The 18,076-nt window shown below is 31.9% G+C and carries 13 protein-coding genes and 1 tRNA gene; 10 read left to right on the forward strand and 4 right to left on the reverse strand.

Translation table 11 applies throughout. The features are described from left to right. Positions 1-249 precede the first annotated feature (249 nt). From FQU21_RS10170 to FQU21_RS10180, 3 genes are all read right to left on the reverse strand, one after another. A complete protein-coding gene (locus FQU21_RS10170; protein ID WP_147677902.1) occupies positions 250-402 on the reverse strand; it encodes an SsrA-binding protein in 153 nt (50 codons plus the stop codon). Positions 403-991: 589 nt separating this feature from the next. Next, positions 992-2,185, reverse strand: coding sequence for a M56 family metallopeptidase (locus FQU21_RS10175; RefSeq protein WP_147677903.1), 1,194 nt, complete (start codon positions 2,183-2,185; stop codon positions 992-994). Between the two features lie 2 nt (positions 2,186-2,187). Beyond that, positions 2,188-2,547 carry a BlaI/MecI/CopY family transcriptional regulator gene (locus tag FQU21_RS10180; RefSeq protein ID WP_147677904.1) on the reverse strand — a complete coding sequence of 120 codons (360 nt, stop codon included), beginning with the start codon at positions 2,545-2,547 and terminating at the stop codon, positions 2,188-2,190. 162 nt (positions 2,548-2,709) lie between these two features. On the opposite strand from FQU21_RS10180, the gene FQU21_RS10185 reads away from it, so the two are divergent. The 9 genes from FQU21_RS10185 (at position 2,710) to FQU21_RS10225 (ending at position 14,272) form a co-directional block, all read left to right on the forward strand. Further along, positions 2,710-3,654 carry a calcium/sodium antiporter gene (locus FQU21_RS10185; protein ID WP_147677905.1) on the forward strand — a complete coding sequence of 315 codons (945 nt, stop codon included), beginning with the start codon at positions 2,710-2,712 and terminating at the stop codon, positions 3,652-3,654. A gap of 102 nt (positions 3,655-3,756) precedes the next feature. After that, positions 3,757-3,831: transfer RNA gene (locus tag FQU21_RS10190), tRNA-Pro, on the forward strand. An 890-nt stretch (positions 3,832-4,721) separates the two neighbouring features. Next, entirely contained in the window at positions 4,722-5,228 is a 507-nt protein-coding gene (locus FQU21_RS10195) for a sigma-70 family RNA polymerase sigma factor (protein WP_187269366.1), read from the forward strand. A gap of 168 nt (positions 5,229-5,396) precedes the next feature. Continuing rightward, positions 5,397-6,311, forward strand: coding sequence for a FecR family protein (locus tag FQU21_RS10200; protein ID WP_147677907.1), 915 nt, complete (start codon positions 5,397-5,399; stop codon positions 6,309-6,311). Between the two features lie 83 nt (positions 6,312-6,394). After that, positions 6,395-9,643 (forward strand): SusC/RagA family TonB-linked outer membrane protein, encoded by a 3,249-nt coding sequence (locus FQU21_RS10205; RefSeq protein ID WP_147677908.1) that lies wholly within the window; start codon positions 6,395-6,397, stop codon positions 9,641-9,643. A gap of 12 nt (positions 9,644-9,655) precedes the next feature. Beyond that, a complete protein-coding gene (locus tag FQU21_RS10210) occupies positions 9,656-11,200 on the forward strand; it encodes a RagB/SusD family nutrient uptake outer membrane protein (RefSeq protein ID WP_147677909.1) in 1,545 nt (514 codons plus the stop codon). Positions 11,201-11,223: 23 nt separating this feature from the next. Further along, a complete protein-coding gene (locus FQU21_RS10215; protein WP_147677910.1) occupies positions 11,224-12,072 on the forward strand; it encodes a glycerophosphodiester phosphodiesterase family protein in 849 nt (282 codons plus the stop codon). A gap of 276 nt (positions 12,073-12,348) precedes the next feature. Continuing rightward, the gene (locus tag FQU21_RS10220) at positions 12,349-12,864 is read left to right on the forward strand and encodes a GNAT family N-acetyltransferase (protein ID WP_147677911.1); all 516 of its coding nucleotides are present in this window, start codon (positions 12,349-12,351) and stop codon (positions 12,862-12,864) included. Positions 12,865-12,970: 106 nt separating this feature from the next. Continuing rightward, positions 12,971-14,272, forward strand: coding sequence for a leucine-rich repeat-containing protein kinase family protein (locus FQU21_RS10225; RefSeq protein ID WP_147677912.1), 1,302 nt, complete (start codon positions 12,971-12,973; stop codon positions 14,270-14,272). A gap of 128 nt (positions 14,273-14,400) precedes the next feature. Here FQU21_RS10225 and FQU21_RS10230 read toward each other — a convergent pair whose 3' ends face one another. Next, positions 14,401-15,423 carry a glutamine synthetase beta-grasp domain-containing protein gene (locus FQU21_RS10230; protein ID WP_147677913.1) on the reverse strand — a complete coding sequence of 341 codons (1,023 nt, stop codon included), beginning with the start codon at positions 15,421-15,423 and terminating at the stop codon, positions 14,401-14,403. Positions 15,424-15,743: 320 nt separating this feature from the next. Between FQU21_RS10230 and FQU21_RS10235 the strand changes: the two genes are divergently transcribed. Next, the gene (locus FQU21_RS10235; protein ID WP_147677914.1) at positions 15,744-17,930 is read left to right on the forward strand and encodes a glutamine synthetase III family protein; all 2,187 of its coding nucleotides are present in this window, start codon (positions 15,744-15,746) and stop codon (positions 17,928-17,930) included. The last annotated feature ends 146 nt before the right edge of the window (positions 17,931-18,076 follow it).

Consider the following 18,076-nt stretch of genomic DNA (forward strand, 5'->3'; position numbering starts at 1 on the left):
GTAGGTCTAAGGTTGGTTTATTTCCTTGGCTGGTGCTTGCGGGAGCGATAGTAGTGGCATCCTTTTTACGAATGACTTTATGGTATTAATGGTTTTGAGACTTTGGTTAAGCATGACTACTCATAAGCAAGTTGTAAATACACTCGTAAAAAGATATAACGGATAGCGCGGTTTTTATTTTTCTTAAAAACCCGCCCTAAAAAATAGTATTAATGCTCGTATACCTAGTTTTTTATAGCACGCGGGGTGTTAATCTATGGCATTTTTGGTGACATAATGACGCCAGGCTATTATAGCTAATTGTAGTTTTGTAGCTTTTGCTAAATTAATTTGTTTTTTTGAATAACTTGGTAGTACTGCTTTGTTAACCTTTGCTAAAATTTTGAATGCTTGCTTTTTCATGGTAACCACTTTTTTGTAAAAATAGTAAAACTTATTCTAGACTAAGTTTTACTGGTTTTGTGGTTAAATGCTTGTAATGATTGTAATGATTGTGATTATTAAATCGATTACAAGTTTTGCAAGGGTCATCATAGATTTTTGGTTTTAAAGGTTAATATTATACTCGGTTTCTTGATTGAGTTTTCAATATATAAGTTTAGGATGTTCCCTTGCAAGTGGTTTGCTATAAATTGGTGAAATTGAATACGGATTTGTAAGTGTAAAAATGATTTTTGTTTTAATATTTGAGTGACGTTCTTCAACAAAGTTTTAGATTGTTATTAAAGTCGTTTTATTTGTTTTAGATTGAAATAATTAAAGGGCTTTTTGGGGTTGTGTTAGTGAAACCAAGAGGTTTTTTGTATAAAACAGAACTGTTTTTGATAGTTTCGTCTTTTTTGAATTTCAAAAGATAAAAAAAGACACTCATTTCTGAGTGTCTTAAATTCTTATTTTATTGAAACGTAATTACTATTTTATAAAGAATTCTATAACGCCTTTTAAAATTTTATAGAATCGTTAACTTTTATATTGTTCATTGGTTTCCCAATTATAAAACGAGTTTGCCATTTTTTGTTGTAATTTCTATAACACCGTTTTTACCTTTGTTGCCGTATTTTTTAGTTGCCGTTATTCCTTTAAGAACGTTAAAACGTTCTATATTTTTTGGATTAAGGGATTCTACTTCTTTAAGTGTTGTTTTCTTACCATCAATAAACATTAATATTTCATTGTTTTTTATTTTAAGTATGGCATTACTATCATAAGTAATTAGGCTTCCTTTTTCAGAGGTAATTGTTTTTGCTTTGTTAATTAGACTTTTATTGTTCATTTCAATTTTGTGTTCTTTATTTGTAGTACCAGCATTTATTTGAGACTCTGAAGTTAGTTCCTCTTCTTTATCTTGAATTTCGGAATTGCAGCTTATTGAAAAAGCTAGTAAAAACGGGACTACAAAAACATACTTAAATAAATTAATGTTCTTCGATTTTGATTTGTGTAACATAACGATTCGTTTTTTGATTAATGATGTGTGAAAATTATTGGTTAAAGCCATTTGATGCGATGGCAAGCTTGTTTTTAATAATGTGGTTTGATAACTTTTTTTACAATCTATTCGATGTTGGGTTTCATGGTCTGCTATAAATTCTAAATTTTGCTTTAGCGCTTTGGTATAAAACCAGATAAACGGATTAAACCATAACGCAATGCAGCTAAGTTGCGCGATTAAAACATCGATGGAATGCTTTTGATTGGCATGAATTTTTTCATGAATAATTATTTGTTCTAACTCGCTGTCGTTAAAACTATTTGGGGTGAAAATAATCCAGTTGAAAAACGAAAAAGGCGATTGGTCTTTGTGTGTTTTAATGTAAGTGTATTTTCCGTGCTTTTCTTTTTTACTTTTAAAAAGAACTATTCCTAAAGCGGTGAGTTGAATTAAAAAACGAATGGAGAAGCAAGCGACACCGAGTAAATATATTGTAGGTAGATAATTGAATATACTAAAGGAGGCTTGTATGTTTTCATTGGCTGTGATTAGAAGAGGATCATAATTTGTGATATCTACAGGTGTATATTCAGCATAAATAGGGATCACTAAAAAAGGTAAAGCAAAAGCTGTAAAAATACCTAATATTAAAAACGCCCTGTTTTGGTTGAAGAAGGTATCGCGTTGTAAAAATATTTTATAGCAGACATAGAAAATGGTAATTACTGCACTTACTTTTAACAGGTATTCCATGGTTATTTGTTCTTTTCTATTAATGCAATAATCTCTTTAAGCTCGTCTACACTTATCTTTTCTTCTTTAGCAAAAAATGACACCATGTTTTTGTAAGAGTTATTAAAATAATTGTTAATGGCGGTATTCATAAACCCTTTTCTGTAATCTTCTTTAGAAACAATAGGGAAGTACTGGTGAGTTTTGCCGTAAGCAGTATATGCCACATATCCTTTTACCTCCAAATTTCTAATTATAGTAGAAAGGGTGTTATAGTGGGGATTATCATTTTTAATTTCTTTTAGTACATCTTTTACAAAAGCTTTTTCGAGCTTCCATAAAATATGCATAACTTCTTCTTCTTTGTTTGTTAATTTCTCCATTGATACAAAATCTTAATTATCAGAATAAAGCAAATATATAACTATATTTGTAGTTGTAAAACTAAATTAATAGTTATTTAACTATATTTTAAGTTTTCAAAAAAATGTATTGCATATTACTTTTCATTTTACTTATAATTATCTTCGCAAAAAAATATAGTTATGAGTATCCTTTGGGTTGTCCTTGGTTTTATTTTATTAGTTGTTGGTGGAGAGTTTTTAGTACGCGCATCGGTGGCTTTATCTTTTAAGTTTAACATCTCGAAAATGGTTATTGGGATGACGGTGGTCTCCTTTGCCACATCGGCACCAGAGTTATTGGTGAGTTTGCAAGCGGCATTATCTGGTTCTCCGGCTATTGCTATAAATAATGTTGTGGGGTCTAATATTGCAAACATTGGTTTGGTATTAGGAATCACGGCTATGGTAAGTGTTATTGCTGTAGATAAATCGTTTTACAAGCTTAATTGGCCCGTGATGATGGTGTTTTCTATAGCGTTGTATTATTTTCTTAAAAATGATAATGTATTATCGGCCATAGAAGGCGGAGTGTTATTTTTAGGTCTAATTGTTTTTTTAGTGTATTTAATTCGAAGTGCAAAAAAAGACGCGGTTTTAGATGATGTTGATGATACTTTAGCGGTGGTTTCAAACTTTAAAATTGCAATATGGTTGTTAATTGGAGCAGGAGCGCTTTATTTTGGTAGCGAATGGTTGGTAGATGGTTCTAAGGCTATTGCACGTTCTATAGGGGTGTCCGAAGCTGTTATTGGTGTGTCTTTGATAGCTATTGGAACGAGCGTGCCGGAATTAGCGGCATCGGTTATAGCAGCAGCAAAGCAAGAAAAAGCCATTTCTTTAGGGAATTTAATTGGTTCTAATATTTTTAATATTGCTTCTGTCCTTGGTTTAACAGCTATGGTAAAACCTATTCCGGTGACTGAAGCTTCCATTTTAAGTACCGATATGTTTTGGATGGTTGGTTTTTCGGCAGTTTTAATTCCGTTAATTTTTCTTCCACAGCGTTTACAAATTAGCCGTCTTAAAGGCTTTGCTTTAGTAGTTGGGTATGGGGTTTTTATGTTTTTAGTGTTTACTGCTAAGTAGCGCTTTAAAAAAAGAAATATTAATAACTTATTTTCATAATTTACTTGTAAGAAAATGAATTTATTCCTAATATTGGAATTGATTTTTTAGGAATAAATTATTCGGGATGTGGCGCAGTCCGGTTAGCGTACACGGCTGGGGGCCGTGTGGTCGCAGGTTCAAATCCTGTCATCCCGACAAAATGAATATCAAGAGATGTTAATAAAATATATTTGTTTGATATTTAATGGTTGTTTTTTCAGCTTTATAAAATGAGTTGAAATATCAAAAATAAAATTAGCCTATTCTTCTATCTGCTTTCGGTTAAAACTTTTATTATAAAGGGGAGTTTCCATTTCACTTCAATTTGATTTTATATAACGTATTATTTATCATCAACCTAGAGCAAAGGCGGGTTAAAATTCAATAGAAAAACTTTTGAATAGGAGTTTCAAAAAACAGGTAGAACGATTATGAATTTGTCCTGATTATACGCTTAATAATATGAGGTAATTTAGGTGTTTTTTTACAAAATTATTCGCTGGATACTAACCAAAAAAGCAAGGCTAATTATTGTACTACCATTACTTGTAATTATAGGTTTAACTATACCGATAATCAATGGTTTTTTTAAAATGGAGTTTATTCAATCTAAAGTATAGTCTAATTTGTGCTTAGTGAAAAATAAGCTACAACTACATAAAATATGGATAAAGCTACGAGATACTCCATTGAAATGTGGAGAGATTTTGGACCATTAGAGGGTGGTGATATATATTATAAATTAGGAATAAATTAAATATTAATTACTTAACCTTGAGAGGTGTATTATAGGAATGAGTTTTTTTATAAAGAATGAGGTTTGCTATATGTTTTGTTTTATTTTGTAAAACGTAAAAAATAATTAACACAAAGTATTTAACAGTTTTCAATATTCGTTATTCGATAGAAACAAAACAATATAGCAGCAATTAAAAAGAATCTTCTTAACGTATTCTTTACTTTTAGGTAATCTTGGTTCCTTGTATTTTGATTTCTTTTGCTTCATGCATAGACCATCTAACAATATTAATTTCTACAAAGAATTAATGTCCAAGATTAAGCGCTCAGATGAGTCTGCTTTCACCGTACTGTATGATAAATTATGGGAAAGTATGTATGCCCTTGCTTTTTCGTTATTAAAGAATAAAGAGGTGTCTAAAGATTTAGTTCAAGAGGTTTTTGTCGATTTTTGGATTAGACGATCGGAAATAGAAAACAATAATATAGAAGCGTATCTTAAAAAAGCAATACGGTTTAGAGTATATAAAGAATTGAGAGATACAAAGTTTAATAACAATATAGATTTATTAGATTCAACTAAAGTACCACAAGCTAGTGGGATATTAGATAATCTTCAATTAAAAGAAACTAAAAACCGTATAGATAAAGCTATAGGGAACTTACCCAAAAAACGCCAGCAGGTTTTTACGTTAAGCCGTTATAATGAGCTTAATAATTTAGAAATATCTCAAAGGTTAGGTATTTCAAAACGAACGGTTGAAACTCAAATTTCCTTAGCAATTAGAAGTATTAAAAGCGAAATAAATTTTTAAAAAATTTGTTTTTAAATACTTTTTTTATCAGTGATTAATTGAAATTACTCTAATTTCAAATGGTATTATCCCGCCTTAAATAACTTCAAAATTTTATTTATCGTAAAAAAACATATTTTTTTTACGTGTAAACTATCTATTTGGGTATCTATCTATAGATACTTTATTATGACTGAAAAAGAGTTTAAAATCCTTTTGGATAAATTTTTAAATGGAACGATATCCAAAGAAGAAGAGGCACAGTTAATAGCTTACGAAGAACAAGCTATTAACGATACTAAAGCAGATCTCTTTTTAAGTGATTTAGAAAAAAAGGAAGTAAAAAAAAACATGTATTTCGCTATAAAAAAGAAGATAAAACCCAAACGTGTCTTTAAAATAAGTATTGCGGCATCTATTGTTTTGCTTATAGGTTTAGGTAGCATGTTGTTTTTTAAACAGCAAAAAACTTTAGAACAGATAACGGTATCCAACAACTCGAATGGTGTTAAAGAAGTTATTTTAACCGATGGTAGTTTGGTTATTTTAAATAAAAATAGTGCATTAAAATATAATAATAACTTTAATGGTACAAGGCATTTAGACTTGGTTGGAGAAGCTTTTTTTAAAGTAAAAAGAAATGAGAAAAAACCTTTTATTGTTAAAACGCAAAATGTAAACACCAAAGTTTTGGGAACTAGTTTTAATATCGCAGATCACGATTCTATAATAAATGTTACTGTGGCAACTGGTTTAGTACAGGTTTTTGATGCCAATTATACTGTATTGTTAAAACCTAACGAACAAACGATATATAAAACAGCAACAAAATCTTTTACAAATAAAAAAATACAGCATGAGCTTTTTGTATCATGGTTTAAAGAAACCACTTATTTAGAAAAAGTAAGTATGAAAGAATTAACCGATTTTTTTAAACGAAACTATGGCGTACAGGTTGATTTTTTAAATCAAGATTTGGAAAACGTCCAAATGTCTATCACTATAAATAAAAATGAAAGTCTAGAAAGCCTCTTGAAAAAGATTAATTATATCAGCGAATTGAAACTAACCTTAAAACAAAATAATATGATTGAAGTTAAATAAAGTTAAGCAAAAAAAAAAGAAGAGTCTGCGGTCACAGACCCTTCCGGTAAAAGCGTCGAATATATCACAAAACAACACTTAAAATGAAATTTAAAAATTACTTATCTAAGTTAATTATACTATTTATTATAATAAGTTTAATTCCTGTTGCTAGTTATGGAAATAACGATAAAAATGTATTGGAATTAAAAATAAGCATTAAAATAGAAAATGCTAAACTAACAACTATTTTTTCAAAATTAAAGAAAGAAAACCATATTAATTTTTCTTACGGGCAAGAAATTATTGAGGATTACTCTAAATACACTGTTGAATATAAAGAAACTGAACTTGTTAATGTTTTAAATGATTTAGCCTTAAAAGGACACTTTAAGTACCAAATTGAAAATAATAATGTTTTAATAAAAAAAACAAAATCAATTGAAGTACAGGAAACCGTAAAAGGTAATATTATAGATGTAAATGGGGTGCCGCTTCCGGGAGCTTCCGTTATAGAAAAAGGAACAAACCACGGTACAACATCTAATTTTGAAGGCGAATTTTCTTTAGTGGTTTCAAAAGCAAATTCTGTATTGGTTATTAGTTTTATAGGTTATAAAACAAAAGAAGTGACTTTGGCTAGTGAAGAAACTACAGATATTGTTTTACTCGAAGATATTAACGAACTGGATCATGTATTAATTGTTGGATATGGTAAACAAAAAAGAAGAGATATAACAGGAGCTATTTCTTCAGTTTCTAATACAGATATTTCCGAAGTTCCATCAACAAATGCTATACAGGCTTTAAAAGGTAAAGTGGCTGGTGTCGATATTTATAATGGAGGGAATGAACCTGGATCTAACGTAACAGTTAGAATTAGAGGGCAGCGTTCTATTGGTGCCAATAATGCTCCGTTGGTGGTTTTAGATGGTATTCCTATTATTGGCGGACTTAACGAAATAAACCCGAACGATATTGCTTCTATTGAGGTTTTAAAAGATGCGTCTGCTACTGCTATTTATGGGTCGAGAGCATCCAATGGGGTTATTTTAGTGACAACTAAAAGAGGGGTTACAGGACAAACATCGGTAAATTTTTCTTCATATTATGGGCAAACATCGGTTATCAATCATCTAGATGTAATGAATGGTGAAGAGTTTGCAAACCTGAGAAGAGAGGCCGAAAGAACGGTGAGCAGCGATGGTGCTTACCCAGAAGATAGTGCTATTTTCGATAATATTGCTTTAGAATCTCTTGCCGAAGGAAAGGAAACCGATTGGCAAAAATTAGCTTACGGTACAGGAAGTAAACAAAATCATCAGTTAGGGATAACTGGGGGTAATGAAAAAACGCAGTTTAATACCTCTTTAAATTATTTTAAAGAACAAGGTGTTGTTGAGAATTCTAAATTTGAAAGAGCCTCACTTCGAGTAAACCTTGATCATAAAATAAACGATAAACTTAAATTTGGTGTATCATCATTTATAAGTAGAACAAAACAAAATGTCACTCAAAATGATCTTTTCGATAATGTATTGCGCTTAAATCCGTTAGGAAAAGCTTATGATGATGACGGATCGATTTTATTTAGACCAACAAATGATGAAAGTCAGCGTGTAAATCCATTGTCAGATATCGAAAATTCGGTTAATGAGAATTTTAAAACTAGAGTTTTTGCTAGTTTGTTTGCCGAGTATAAATTGTTAGATAATTTAAGTTATAGATTAAATGTTGGTCCAGATCTTCAATTTAATAAAAGAGGATATTTTTATGGTAGCAACACCACTAATAATCAAGGAGGAGCGTCTACGGCTGGTATTAATAATGCAGATGTTACCTCAATAGTTATTGAAAATATTTTAAACTATAATCCTAATTTAGGCGATAAAAATACGTTGTCTACCACATTGGTTCAAAGTTATCAGAATCAGATACAAAAAACCAATTACACCAATGTTAAAAACCTACCATACGATTCTCAAACCTATAATAATTTAGGGTCGGCAGGCGAAGTAACAAGCATTGGTAGTAATCATCAAAAATGGCGATTGCTTTCGTATACAGCAAGATTTAATTATCAATTCGATCAACGTTACTTGTTTACATTAACAGGTCGTGCCGATGGGTCCTCTCGATTTTCAGAAGGTAATAAATGGGGCTTCTTTCCTTCAGCAGCATTGGGTTGGAGACTATCAAAAGAATCATTTTTTAATGTACCAACTCATATTATTTCAGATTTAAAATTTAGAGTAAGTTATGGTGAAACGGGGAATACTGCAATAGAACCTTACCAAACATTTAGTACGCTAGAAAAAAGTTATTACGCATTTGGTAATACGGCTGCTCCTGGTTTTGTTCCTGGGTCTATTTCTAACCCGGAGCTTAAATGGGAAACTACAAAACAAACTAATATAGGTGTAGATTTTGAAGTTTGGAATCATAATATAAGTGGAAGTGTAAACTATTATAAAGCAGATACCGAAGATTTATTGTTGCCAAGAAGTTTACCCACAAGTTCTGGGTTTACTACGGTTTTAGAAAATATTGGGTCGACAAGAAATACAGGTTTAGAGGTGAATTTATCATTAAACGATATTATTCCTTCAAAAGATTTTAAATGGGAAGCCGATTTCACGTTTTCAACTAACAAAAATAAAATTACTAATATTTATGGCGATGGAAAAGATGATATTGGAAATTTATGGTTTGTAGGACAGCCTATTAATGTATTCTACGATTATAGAAAAATAGGTATTTGGCAAACAGATGAAGCTGAAGAAGCGGCATCTTACGGGTTTGAACCGGGCCAGATAAAAGTAGAAGATATTAATAATGATAAAACCATCGATGCTAACGATAGGGTAATTTTAGGATCGCCAACTCCGAAATGGATAGGAGGGATGACCCAAAGATTTTCTTATAAAGGATTTTTACTTTCTGTAGTTATGCAAACCAGACAAAATAACCTAATAAGTTCTGAATTTTACGGAAATAATAACAGACTTGCAGGACGTTATAATAACCTTGATGTGGATTATTGGACTCCCGAAAATCCTACCAACGAAAACCCAAGACCTAACGTAAGTCAGGAAAGTGTGTATTTAGGTTCTACGCTTACTTATAAAGACGTAAGTTTTGTAAGGGTAAGAAATTTAATGTTGAGTTATTCGGTGCCAGAAACGGTATTAAAACGTATGAATCTAACAGGTTTAACCTTTAATTTTACAGCCGAAAATCCTTTTACGATAACAAATTATGAAGGTTTTGATCCGGAATTTGAATCTAATGGAGAACGCGCATTATATCCTTCAACTAAGACCATTGCTCTTGGTGTAAATATTAATTTTTAAATAGTATTAAAAATGAAAAATAGACTCTATTATTTAGTAATCTGCTTATCAATTTTTTTAATAAATGGATGTAGCTTAAAAGAAACGCCTTTATCTGAAGCGGCTCCAGACTCAATTTTTAGTACAGCTTCTGGAATAAAAGATGGGGTAAATGGTGTGTATGCATCGTTAAGAAAGATATATGGTACTCAGGAAGGATTTTCTGTAACAACATTTGGAACCGATCTTTTTCAACACGGAAAAGACGGTGGTGCCAAGTTTATGGATACCTATTCCACCGAATTAAACTCAACAGAAACATATTTTTATAGAATATGGACCTATTCGTACGCTGGTATTAATGCCGCAAATACTATTTTAGATAGAATTGATGCCGTTGACGGTTTATCGGAAGATCAAAAAAACACCTATAAAGCAGAAGTCCGTTTTTTAAGAGCGCATTATTACTATTGGCTTACACTACAGTTTGGCGATGTGGTACTTAGAGATAGCGAAACCAAAGGTGTTAATACAGAAGATTTGCCGACAGATAAAAAAGAAATTTGGGAGTTTATGAAAGCCGATACGCAATTTGCTATTGATAATTTAGACTATACAACCTCGGATTATGGGCGAGTAACTAAAGGCGCTGCCTTACATCAATTAGCGCGTATATTATTGCTTTTAGAAGATTATAAAGGAGCGGAAGAGGCTGCGAAAACGGTTATTAATGATGCGCCTTACGAACTTCAAAATAATTATTCAGATATTTTTGAGTATGATAATCAAGTGAATTCTGAAATTATCTTTGCCGTTCAGTATTTAAATGATGCCTTAAATAATGGAAGTGGTAACCAAGGGCATTTATTTTTTACCCCAGCCTACGACCAGTTTGCGGGTTTAACACGCGATGTTACCCAAGGAGGACGTCCTTATACCAGATTTAGACCAACCGAGTTTTTTAGAAACCTTTTTGAAGAAAATGATTCCCGTTTCGATGTTACTTTTAGATATACCTGGTATTATAATAAAGCAGAAACGCTTCCCGAAGGTAAAACGCTTGGAGAGCCAGTAGAATGGGAAATAGCGCCTAATGTTTTTTCTTATATTGCACCAAATACAGATAAAATGCATTGGGGAATGAAAAAACACGACGACCCAACTAGAGCAAGTTTTCAAGATAAAGCAGGTTTTAGAGATTTCTTTGTCTTTCGACTTTCTGAAACGTATTTAATAGCTGAAGAAGCCTTAGTAAAGCAAGGAAAACAAGAGGAAGCTGCTGGTTTTGTAAATAAAATTAGAAATAGAGCGGCTAAACCAGGAAAAACAATGACGCAAGTTAAAGCAGAAGATATGGATATTGATGCTATTTTAGATGAAAGAGCATTAGAATTGGGAGGCGAAGCATTACGATGGATGGATTTGGCACGAACAGGAAAACTAGTAGAACGTGTAAAACTTTACAACCCAAATGGCGCACTAAACATAAAAGATTATCACGTATTGCGTCCAATTCCTCAGGACCAAATAGACCTAAGTACCGTTGAATATCCTCAAAATACGGGATATCAAAAATAAGAATAAACACTAAAAATGTACTAATGAAAAATTTATTAATTGTAGGCCTTCTTTTTTTGAGTTTTGCCACTCAGGCACAAGCCACCAAAGTCGATAGTATTTTAAGTAATTTTTATGCCAATAAAGATGTGCTTGTTGCATCGCATAGAGGAGCACATCAAAATTATGCTGAAAATTCCATAAGTGCAATAAATGAATGTATTCGCTTAGGAGTTGATATTGTAGAACTGGATGTTAGGGAAACTAAAGATGGCGAATTAATTATCATGCATGATAGATTAATTGATAGAACAACCAACGGAACCGGAAAAATAATAGATTTAACTTGGAGTGAATTACAGAAATTTAATCTTGTTGTAAACGGAAAAGCATCCAGCGAAAAAATTCCAACGTTGGAAGAGGTTCTCAAAATAACTAAGGGAAAAATAATTATTGATATCGATTTTAAAGCCGATAGTGAGGAGGCTATAAAAAACACGTTAGCTTTAATTAAAAAGTACGGTATGCACGAGCAAATTTTATTCTTTTTATACGATTACAAGCAAATCCCTTTGGTGCGTAGTATAAATTCTAGAGTTAAAATTATGCCTCGAGCTTATAGTAAAAAGGATGTGAAAAATATTTTTAGATATGAAAGTATTTATATAACACACATAGATAAGAGTTTTTACAAGTCTAAATTTATGAAGAAAATGATTGATAAGGGCTCTCGAGTTTGGATAAATGCTCTTGGAAAATATGACGATATGGAAAGACAAGAAAAAAATTCTGGGTTTGATAAGCTTTTAAAAATGAAATATGTCAATGTGATTCAAACAGATTTACCAGAGCAATTATTAAAATATCTTAGAGAAAAAAACTTACATAAATAAAACCAACCTATTTATGTAAAATTTTGTTTTGTTTTAATTATTTTTTTCTGGCGCAATAGTAATTTACTATTGCGTCTTTTTTTAATATGGATTGATGTTCCTCAAATAAAACCTGTTATAAATAACACTTTTTTTAATTCAATTACGGCTGATTGTTTTATATAAAACCATTAATTTCGTTCAATATTTTGAGGATGGAAATTGAAACAATTTGTAGGATAACAATTGAACAATGGTTCGCTATTAGGTTTAAATGAGATTTAGTTTTTTTATAATATGGTTAAAATAATAAAAGCCACCGTTAACGATTCTGCATTAATTTCTAAACTAGGCAGTCAAACATTTTTAGAAGCTCATGGTGATAGTGGCACAAAAAGTGAAATCGAGAATTTTTTAGCAGAAATTTATCATGAAAATGCGATAGCCAAGGAGTTTGAAAACCAAAATGTATTGTACTACCTTATTTTATTTAATGATAAAGTAGCCGGATATTCAAAAATTGAAATACAAGTGGGAAATGAATTAGTTGAAGCTGAAAATATAGCAAAACTAGATCGATTTTATCTTTTAAAAGAATTTTACGGACAAAATTTAGGATTACAATTTCTTAAATTTAATATTGAAATTGCAAAGCAGAATGCCCAAACCGGACTTTGGTTAAGGGTTTGGACAAAAAATATTCGAGCCATAAAGTTTTATGAAAAAAACGGATTTAAAAATGTTGGAGGGTGTTATTTTAAAATTTCGGATACTCGTATAAACCCTAACCATACGATGTATTTAGAATTCTAATTTACTTAAAAAAGGTATCTAATAATTTAATATGGTTTTACTATTTTAAGACTTTCTGTTTTTTTAGAGACAATAATACTTAAATTTGTAGTTTGATATTTTATACATGGCAAACACTTTAGAAGCATTAAAATCGGGGCAATTAATTGGCTCCAAAACACTAAAATTAGCTTGTGGTTTAGAAGAATTTCCTGAAGAAATTGTAACTCTGGCAGATACTTTGGAAGTGTTAGATTTATCGGATAATAATCTGTCCAAATTACCCAAAAGTGTCGCTCAATTAAAACATTTGCGAATTATATTCTTTGCACGTAATAATTTCACGGAGTTTCCTAAAATACTAGCGCAATGTCCTAAGTTGAATATGATTGGTTTTAAATCCAATCACATTAAAATGGTACCTGAAAATGCTTTTCCGCCGTTATTAAATTGGTTGATTTTAACCGATAATAAGATTGAGAAATTACCAAAAAGTATTGGAGATTGTTTGTGGCTTCAAAAATGTGGATTGGCAGGAAATAATATTGAAGAGTTACCCGATGACATGCAGCGTTGTGTGAATTTAGAACTTCTAAGAATTTCTGCTAATAAATTAAAACCCATTCCAGATTGGTTGTTTAAGTTGCCTAAATTGTCTTGGGTGGCTTTTGGAGGAAATCCAGCGTCTCATAACGTTGAATTAAATGGTGATTTTAAATCGTTTTACTGGGATAACTTTACAATTAAAGAGTTGTTAGGAGAAGGGGCTTCGGGATTAATATACAAAGCTTTTTGGGAAATGAAAGAAAAAGAGGTTGCTATCAAGGTTTTTAAAGGAGATGTTACAAGTGATGGCTTACCTGAAGATGAAATGGCAGTATCTATTGCAGCAGGCACTCATGAAAGTTTAATTCCTATTTTAGGAAAAATTCAAGGGCATCCCGAGCAGAAATGTGGTTTAATTATGCAATTCATATCGCCAACTTATATTAATTTAGGTAATCCGCCAAGTTTAGAAACTTGTACCCGCGATGTGTTTGATAAGACTTGTGTTTTTACGGAAGTAGAACTATTAAAGATTGTAAAAAGTATGGCCTCAGTTAGTGCTCAATTACATAAAAAAGGGATTAATCACGGCGATCTTTATGCGCATAATATATTGGTAAATGATAAAGCAGAATGTCTTTTAGGAGATTTTGGAGCGGCTTCTTTTTATAATGTAAATACCAATATCGCTAAAAATATAGAACGTGTTGAGGTGCGTGCGTTTGGGTGTTTAGTAGAGGATATTTTAGGACTTGTAAGTAAAAATAAGATAGACAATAGTGCCAACCAAAAATGGGAAAAATTAATATTAAATTGTACACAAGCTTCTGTTGAAAAGCGTTTATGTTTTTCTGAAATTTTAGAAGTCCTAAATGCATTTTAATGGGTAGGTCGTTTTAAGTACAATTTAATTCGGGTTTATAATATTGAAGATATTTTTTGTAAAATAAAAGCGCTAACAAATTCATGTTAGCGCTTTTATTATGAACAAAATATGATTTATTGTGTGAATTATATTTTAGCAGATTTTACTGTTTTAATAATTCTTCCTGCAATTTTGTATGGATCTCCGTTAGAAGCAGGTCTTCTATCTTCTAACCATCCTTTCCAACCTTTCTCTACAGTAATAATTGGAATACGAATTGAAGCTCCTCTATCTGAAATTCCATAAGAGAAATCAGTAATAGATGCTGTTTCGTGTAAACCTGTTAAGCGTTGGTCGTTAAATTCTCCATAAACTTCAATGTGCTCTTTTACAACTGGGCGGAAAGCTTCACAAATCGCTTCGTAAGTTTCTTTAGAACCACAAGTTCTTAATGTTGTATTAGAGAAGTTGGCGTGCATACCAGAACCATTCCAATCCATATCTTTACCTAATGGTTTTGGGTGGTAATCAATATAGTAACCATATTTTTCAGTTAAACGATCTAGTAAGTATCTAGCAACCCAAATTTCGTCACCAGCTTTTTTAGCGCCTTTTGCAAACAATTGGAATTCCCATTGTCCAGAAGCCACCTCTTGGTTAATACCTTCAAAGTTTAAACCAGCATCAATACATAAATCTGCATGCTCTTCAACTAAGTCTCTTCCGTGTGTGTTTTTTCCTCCTACAGAACAGTAATACATACCTTGTGGTGCTGGATATCCTCCTACAGGGAAACCTAAAGGAAGCTGAGTTTTAGTATCCATAATAAAATACTCTTGCTCAAAACCAAACCAGAAATCATTATCATCATCATCAATAGTCGCTCTTCCGTTAGACACGTGTGGCGTACCATCAGCATTCATAACTTCAGTCATTACTAAGTACCCATTAATTCTGTCTGGATCTGGATAAATAGCTACAGGAACTAATAAACAGTCAGATGAGCCTCCTTCTGCTTGTCTAGTTGATGAACCATCAAAAGACCAGTTTCCTATTTCTTCTAAAGTACCTTTAAAGTCTTCATGCTCTTCTACCTTAGTTTTACTTCTCAAGTTTTGTGTAGGGAAGTAACCATCTAACCAAAGGTATTCTAATTTAATTTTTGCCATAATGAATATTTTATAATTGAAATATTGATAATTATATCACAAATATATATTTTTAAATTTTTACCACGAATTTATTAGGGGTCTTTTCGTAAATCGCCAACTTGTTTTTATTTATACCCTACTTTTTTAAGGATTATTTTAAAAAAAGATGATTTTTTATTGAAAATACTGAAAAAGTGTTAATAATATATTTTTGTTTTTCCTTGAATTCTTGATTTTGCTAGTTATTTTTGCGTTAAATTTCAGAATACTTAATAAGTTAGGTTTGTTTTTGGAGTAATATTGATAAATTGTTAAAATATATATAAAATATTTAGGGAATGTCTACATTAAGGTTTCATGCAGTAAAAGAGTCGTTGGCTTATAAACCTGTTCATATTGAAGAAAAGGAAAAACGCTCAGATTTATTTGGAAGCAATGTGTTTAATGAAAATACCATGCGTCAATATTTAACCAAAGATGCTTTTAATGGTGTAATGAATGCTATAAGTCATGGTAAAAAAATAGACCGTAGTATTGCCGATCAGGTGGCATCTTCTATGAAAGATTGGGCACTGTCTAAAGGGGTTACACATTATACGCATTGGTTTCAACCTTTAACAGGAGCAACAGCCGAAAAACATGATGCTTTTTTTGAAACTATAGGAGGAGGTATGGCCATTGAAAAATTTGATGGAAACCAATTAGTACAGCAAGAACCCGATGCTTCGAGTTTTCCAAATGGGGGAATCCGAAACACATTTGAAGCGCGTGGTTATACCGCCTGGGACCCCACATCTCCAGCTTTTATATACGAAACCACCCTTTGCATTCCTACTATTTTTGTGGCTTACACAGGGGAAGCTCTAGATTTTAAAACCCCTTTATTAAGAGCATTAAATGCGGTTGATACTGCAGCTACAGCGGTGTGTCGTTATTTTGATAAAAATGTAAAAAAAGTAACCAGTTCGCTAGGTTGGGAGCAGGAGTATTTTTTAATCGATAAAATGTTAGCAACAAGTCGTCAAGATATCATGATAACGGGGCGTACTATGCTTGGGCATTCTGCCGCAAAGGGGCAGCAGTTGGACGATCATTATTTTGGGTCTATACCTAATCGCGCTTTAAACTTTATGCGCGAATTAGAAACCGAATGTATGCTTCTAGGAATTCCTGTTAAAACAAGACATAATGAGGTCGCTCCTAATCAATTTGAGTTAGCACCCATTTATGAAGAAGCTAATTTGGCCGTAGATCATAATTCCCTTTTGATGGATTTAATGGGACGTGTAGCAGCGCGTCATAATTTTAAAGTGTTATTTCACGAAAAACCATTTATCGGTATGAATGGTTCGGGCAAGCATAACAATTGGTCGCTCTCAACAGATACCGGGGTTAATTTATTGGGGCCAGGTAAAACACCTATGAGTAATTTACAGTTTTTAACCTTTTTTATTAATACTATAAAAGCGGTTTATACCCACGAAGCTTTGTTGCGAGCTACAGTTGCATCGGCAAGTAACGATCATCGTTTGGGAGCTAACGAAGCGCCTCCAGCCATTATGTCGGTTTTTATTGGGGCACAACTTACTAAGGTTTTAGATGAGTTGGAAGGGGTAACCAAAGGAAAGCTTTCTCCCCAAGAGAAAACAGAGCTTAAACTAAACGTTATTGGTAAAATTCCCGATGTTTTGTTGGATAATACCGATAGAAATAGAACGTCGTCTTTTGCGTTTACAGGAAATAAATTTGAATTTAGAGCTGTAGGTTCAACAGCTAACTGTGGAAACCCTATGACGGTTTTAAACACTATTGTTGCCAAGCAATTAAAAGATTTTAAAATAGAAGTAGATGCGTTAATTAATAAAAAGGATTTAAAAAAAGATGAAGCCGTTTTTAATGTGCTAAGGGAATATATTAAAGATACTAAAGCCATCTTGTTTGAAGGTAATGGTTATGGAAAACCTTGGGAAATTGAAGCTAAAAAACGTGGGCTAAGCAATAATAAAACAACTCCCGAGGCGTTAAAAGCAAAAATATCAAAACAAACCATTGATTTATTTGAAGAAATGAATGTAATGAGTAAAATTGAAACGCAAGCACGTTATGAAATTGAAATGGAAGCTTACTGCAAGCATATACAAATTGAGGGCCGGGTTTTAGGAGATATGGCTAGAAATCATATTGTGCCTACTGCAATTAAATATCAAAATGTTTTAATAAAAAATGTTAGAGGATTGAAAGAGATTTTTGAAGAAAAATATCAAGATGTTTCTAGAGAGCAGGTACTTTTAATTGAAGAAATTTCTAATCATATTGCAGTAATAAACTCTAATGTAACCAAAATGGTAGATGAACGAAGAAAAGCTAATGTGATGACCGATATTGAAAAACGCGCTTTAGCTTATGCTCATAAAGTAAAACCATTTTTTGATGATATTCGGTACCATTGTGATAAGTTAGAAATGTTGGTTGATGATGAAATTTGGCCATTAACAAAATATCGAGAGTTGCTGTTTACACGATAATTAAAATGTTATGTGTTTTTTATCGTTGAAAAAAATAACTATGTTACTTTTCTATATTTTCTCTTAAAATGATGTATAAATATAAAATAAAAAAAGGTTTAACCTATAAAATATTAAAACTTCCAAAATCCTACTTCAAAAAAGTG

It is taken from the genome of Algibacter pacificus, from assembly GCF_008033385.1.
In the GTDB taxonomy this organism is placed as follows: Bacteria; Bacteroidota; Bacteroidia; order Flavobacteriales; family Flavobacteriaceae; genus Algibacter; species Algibacter pacificus.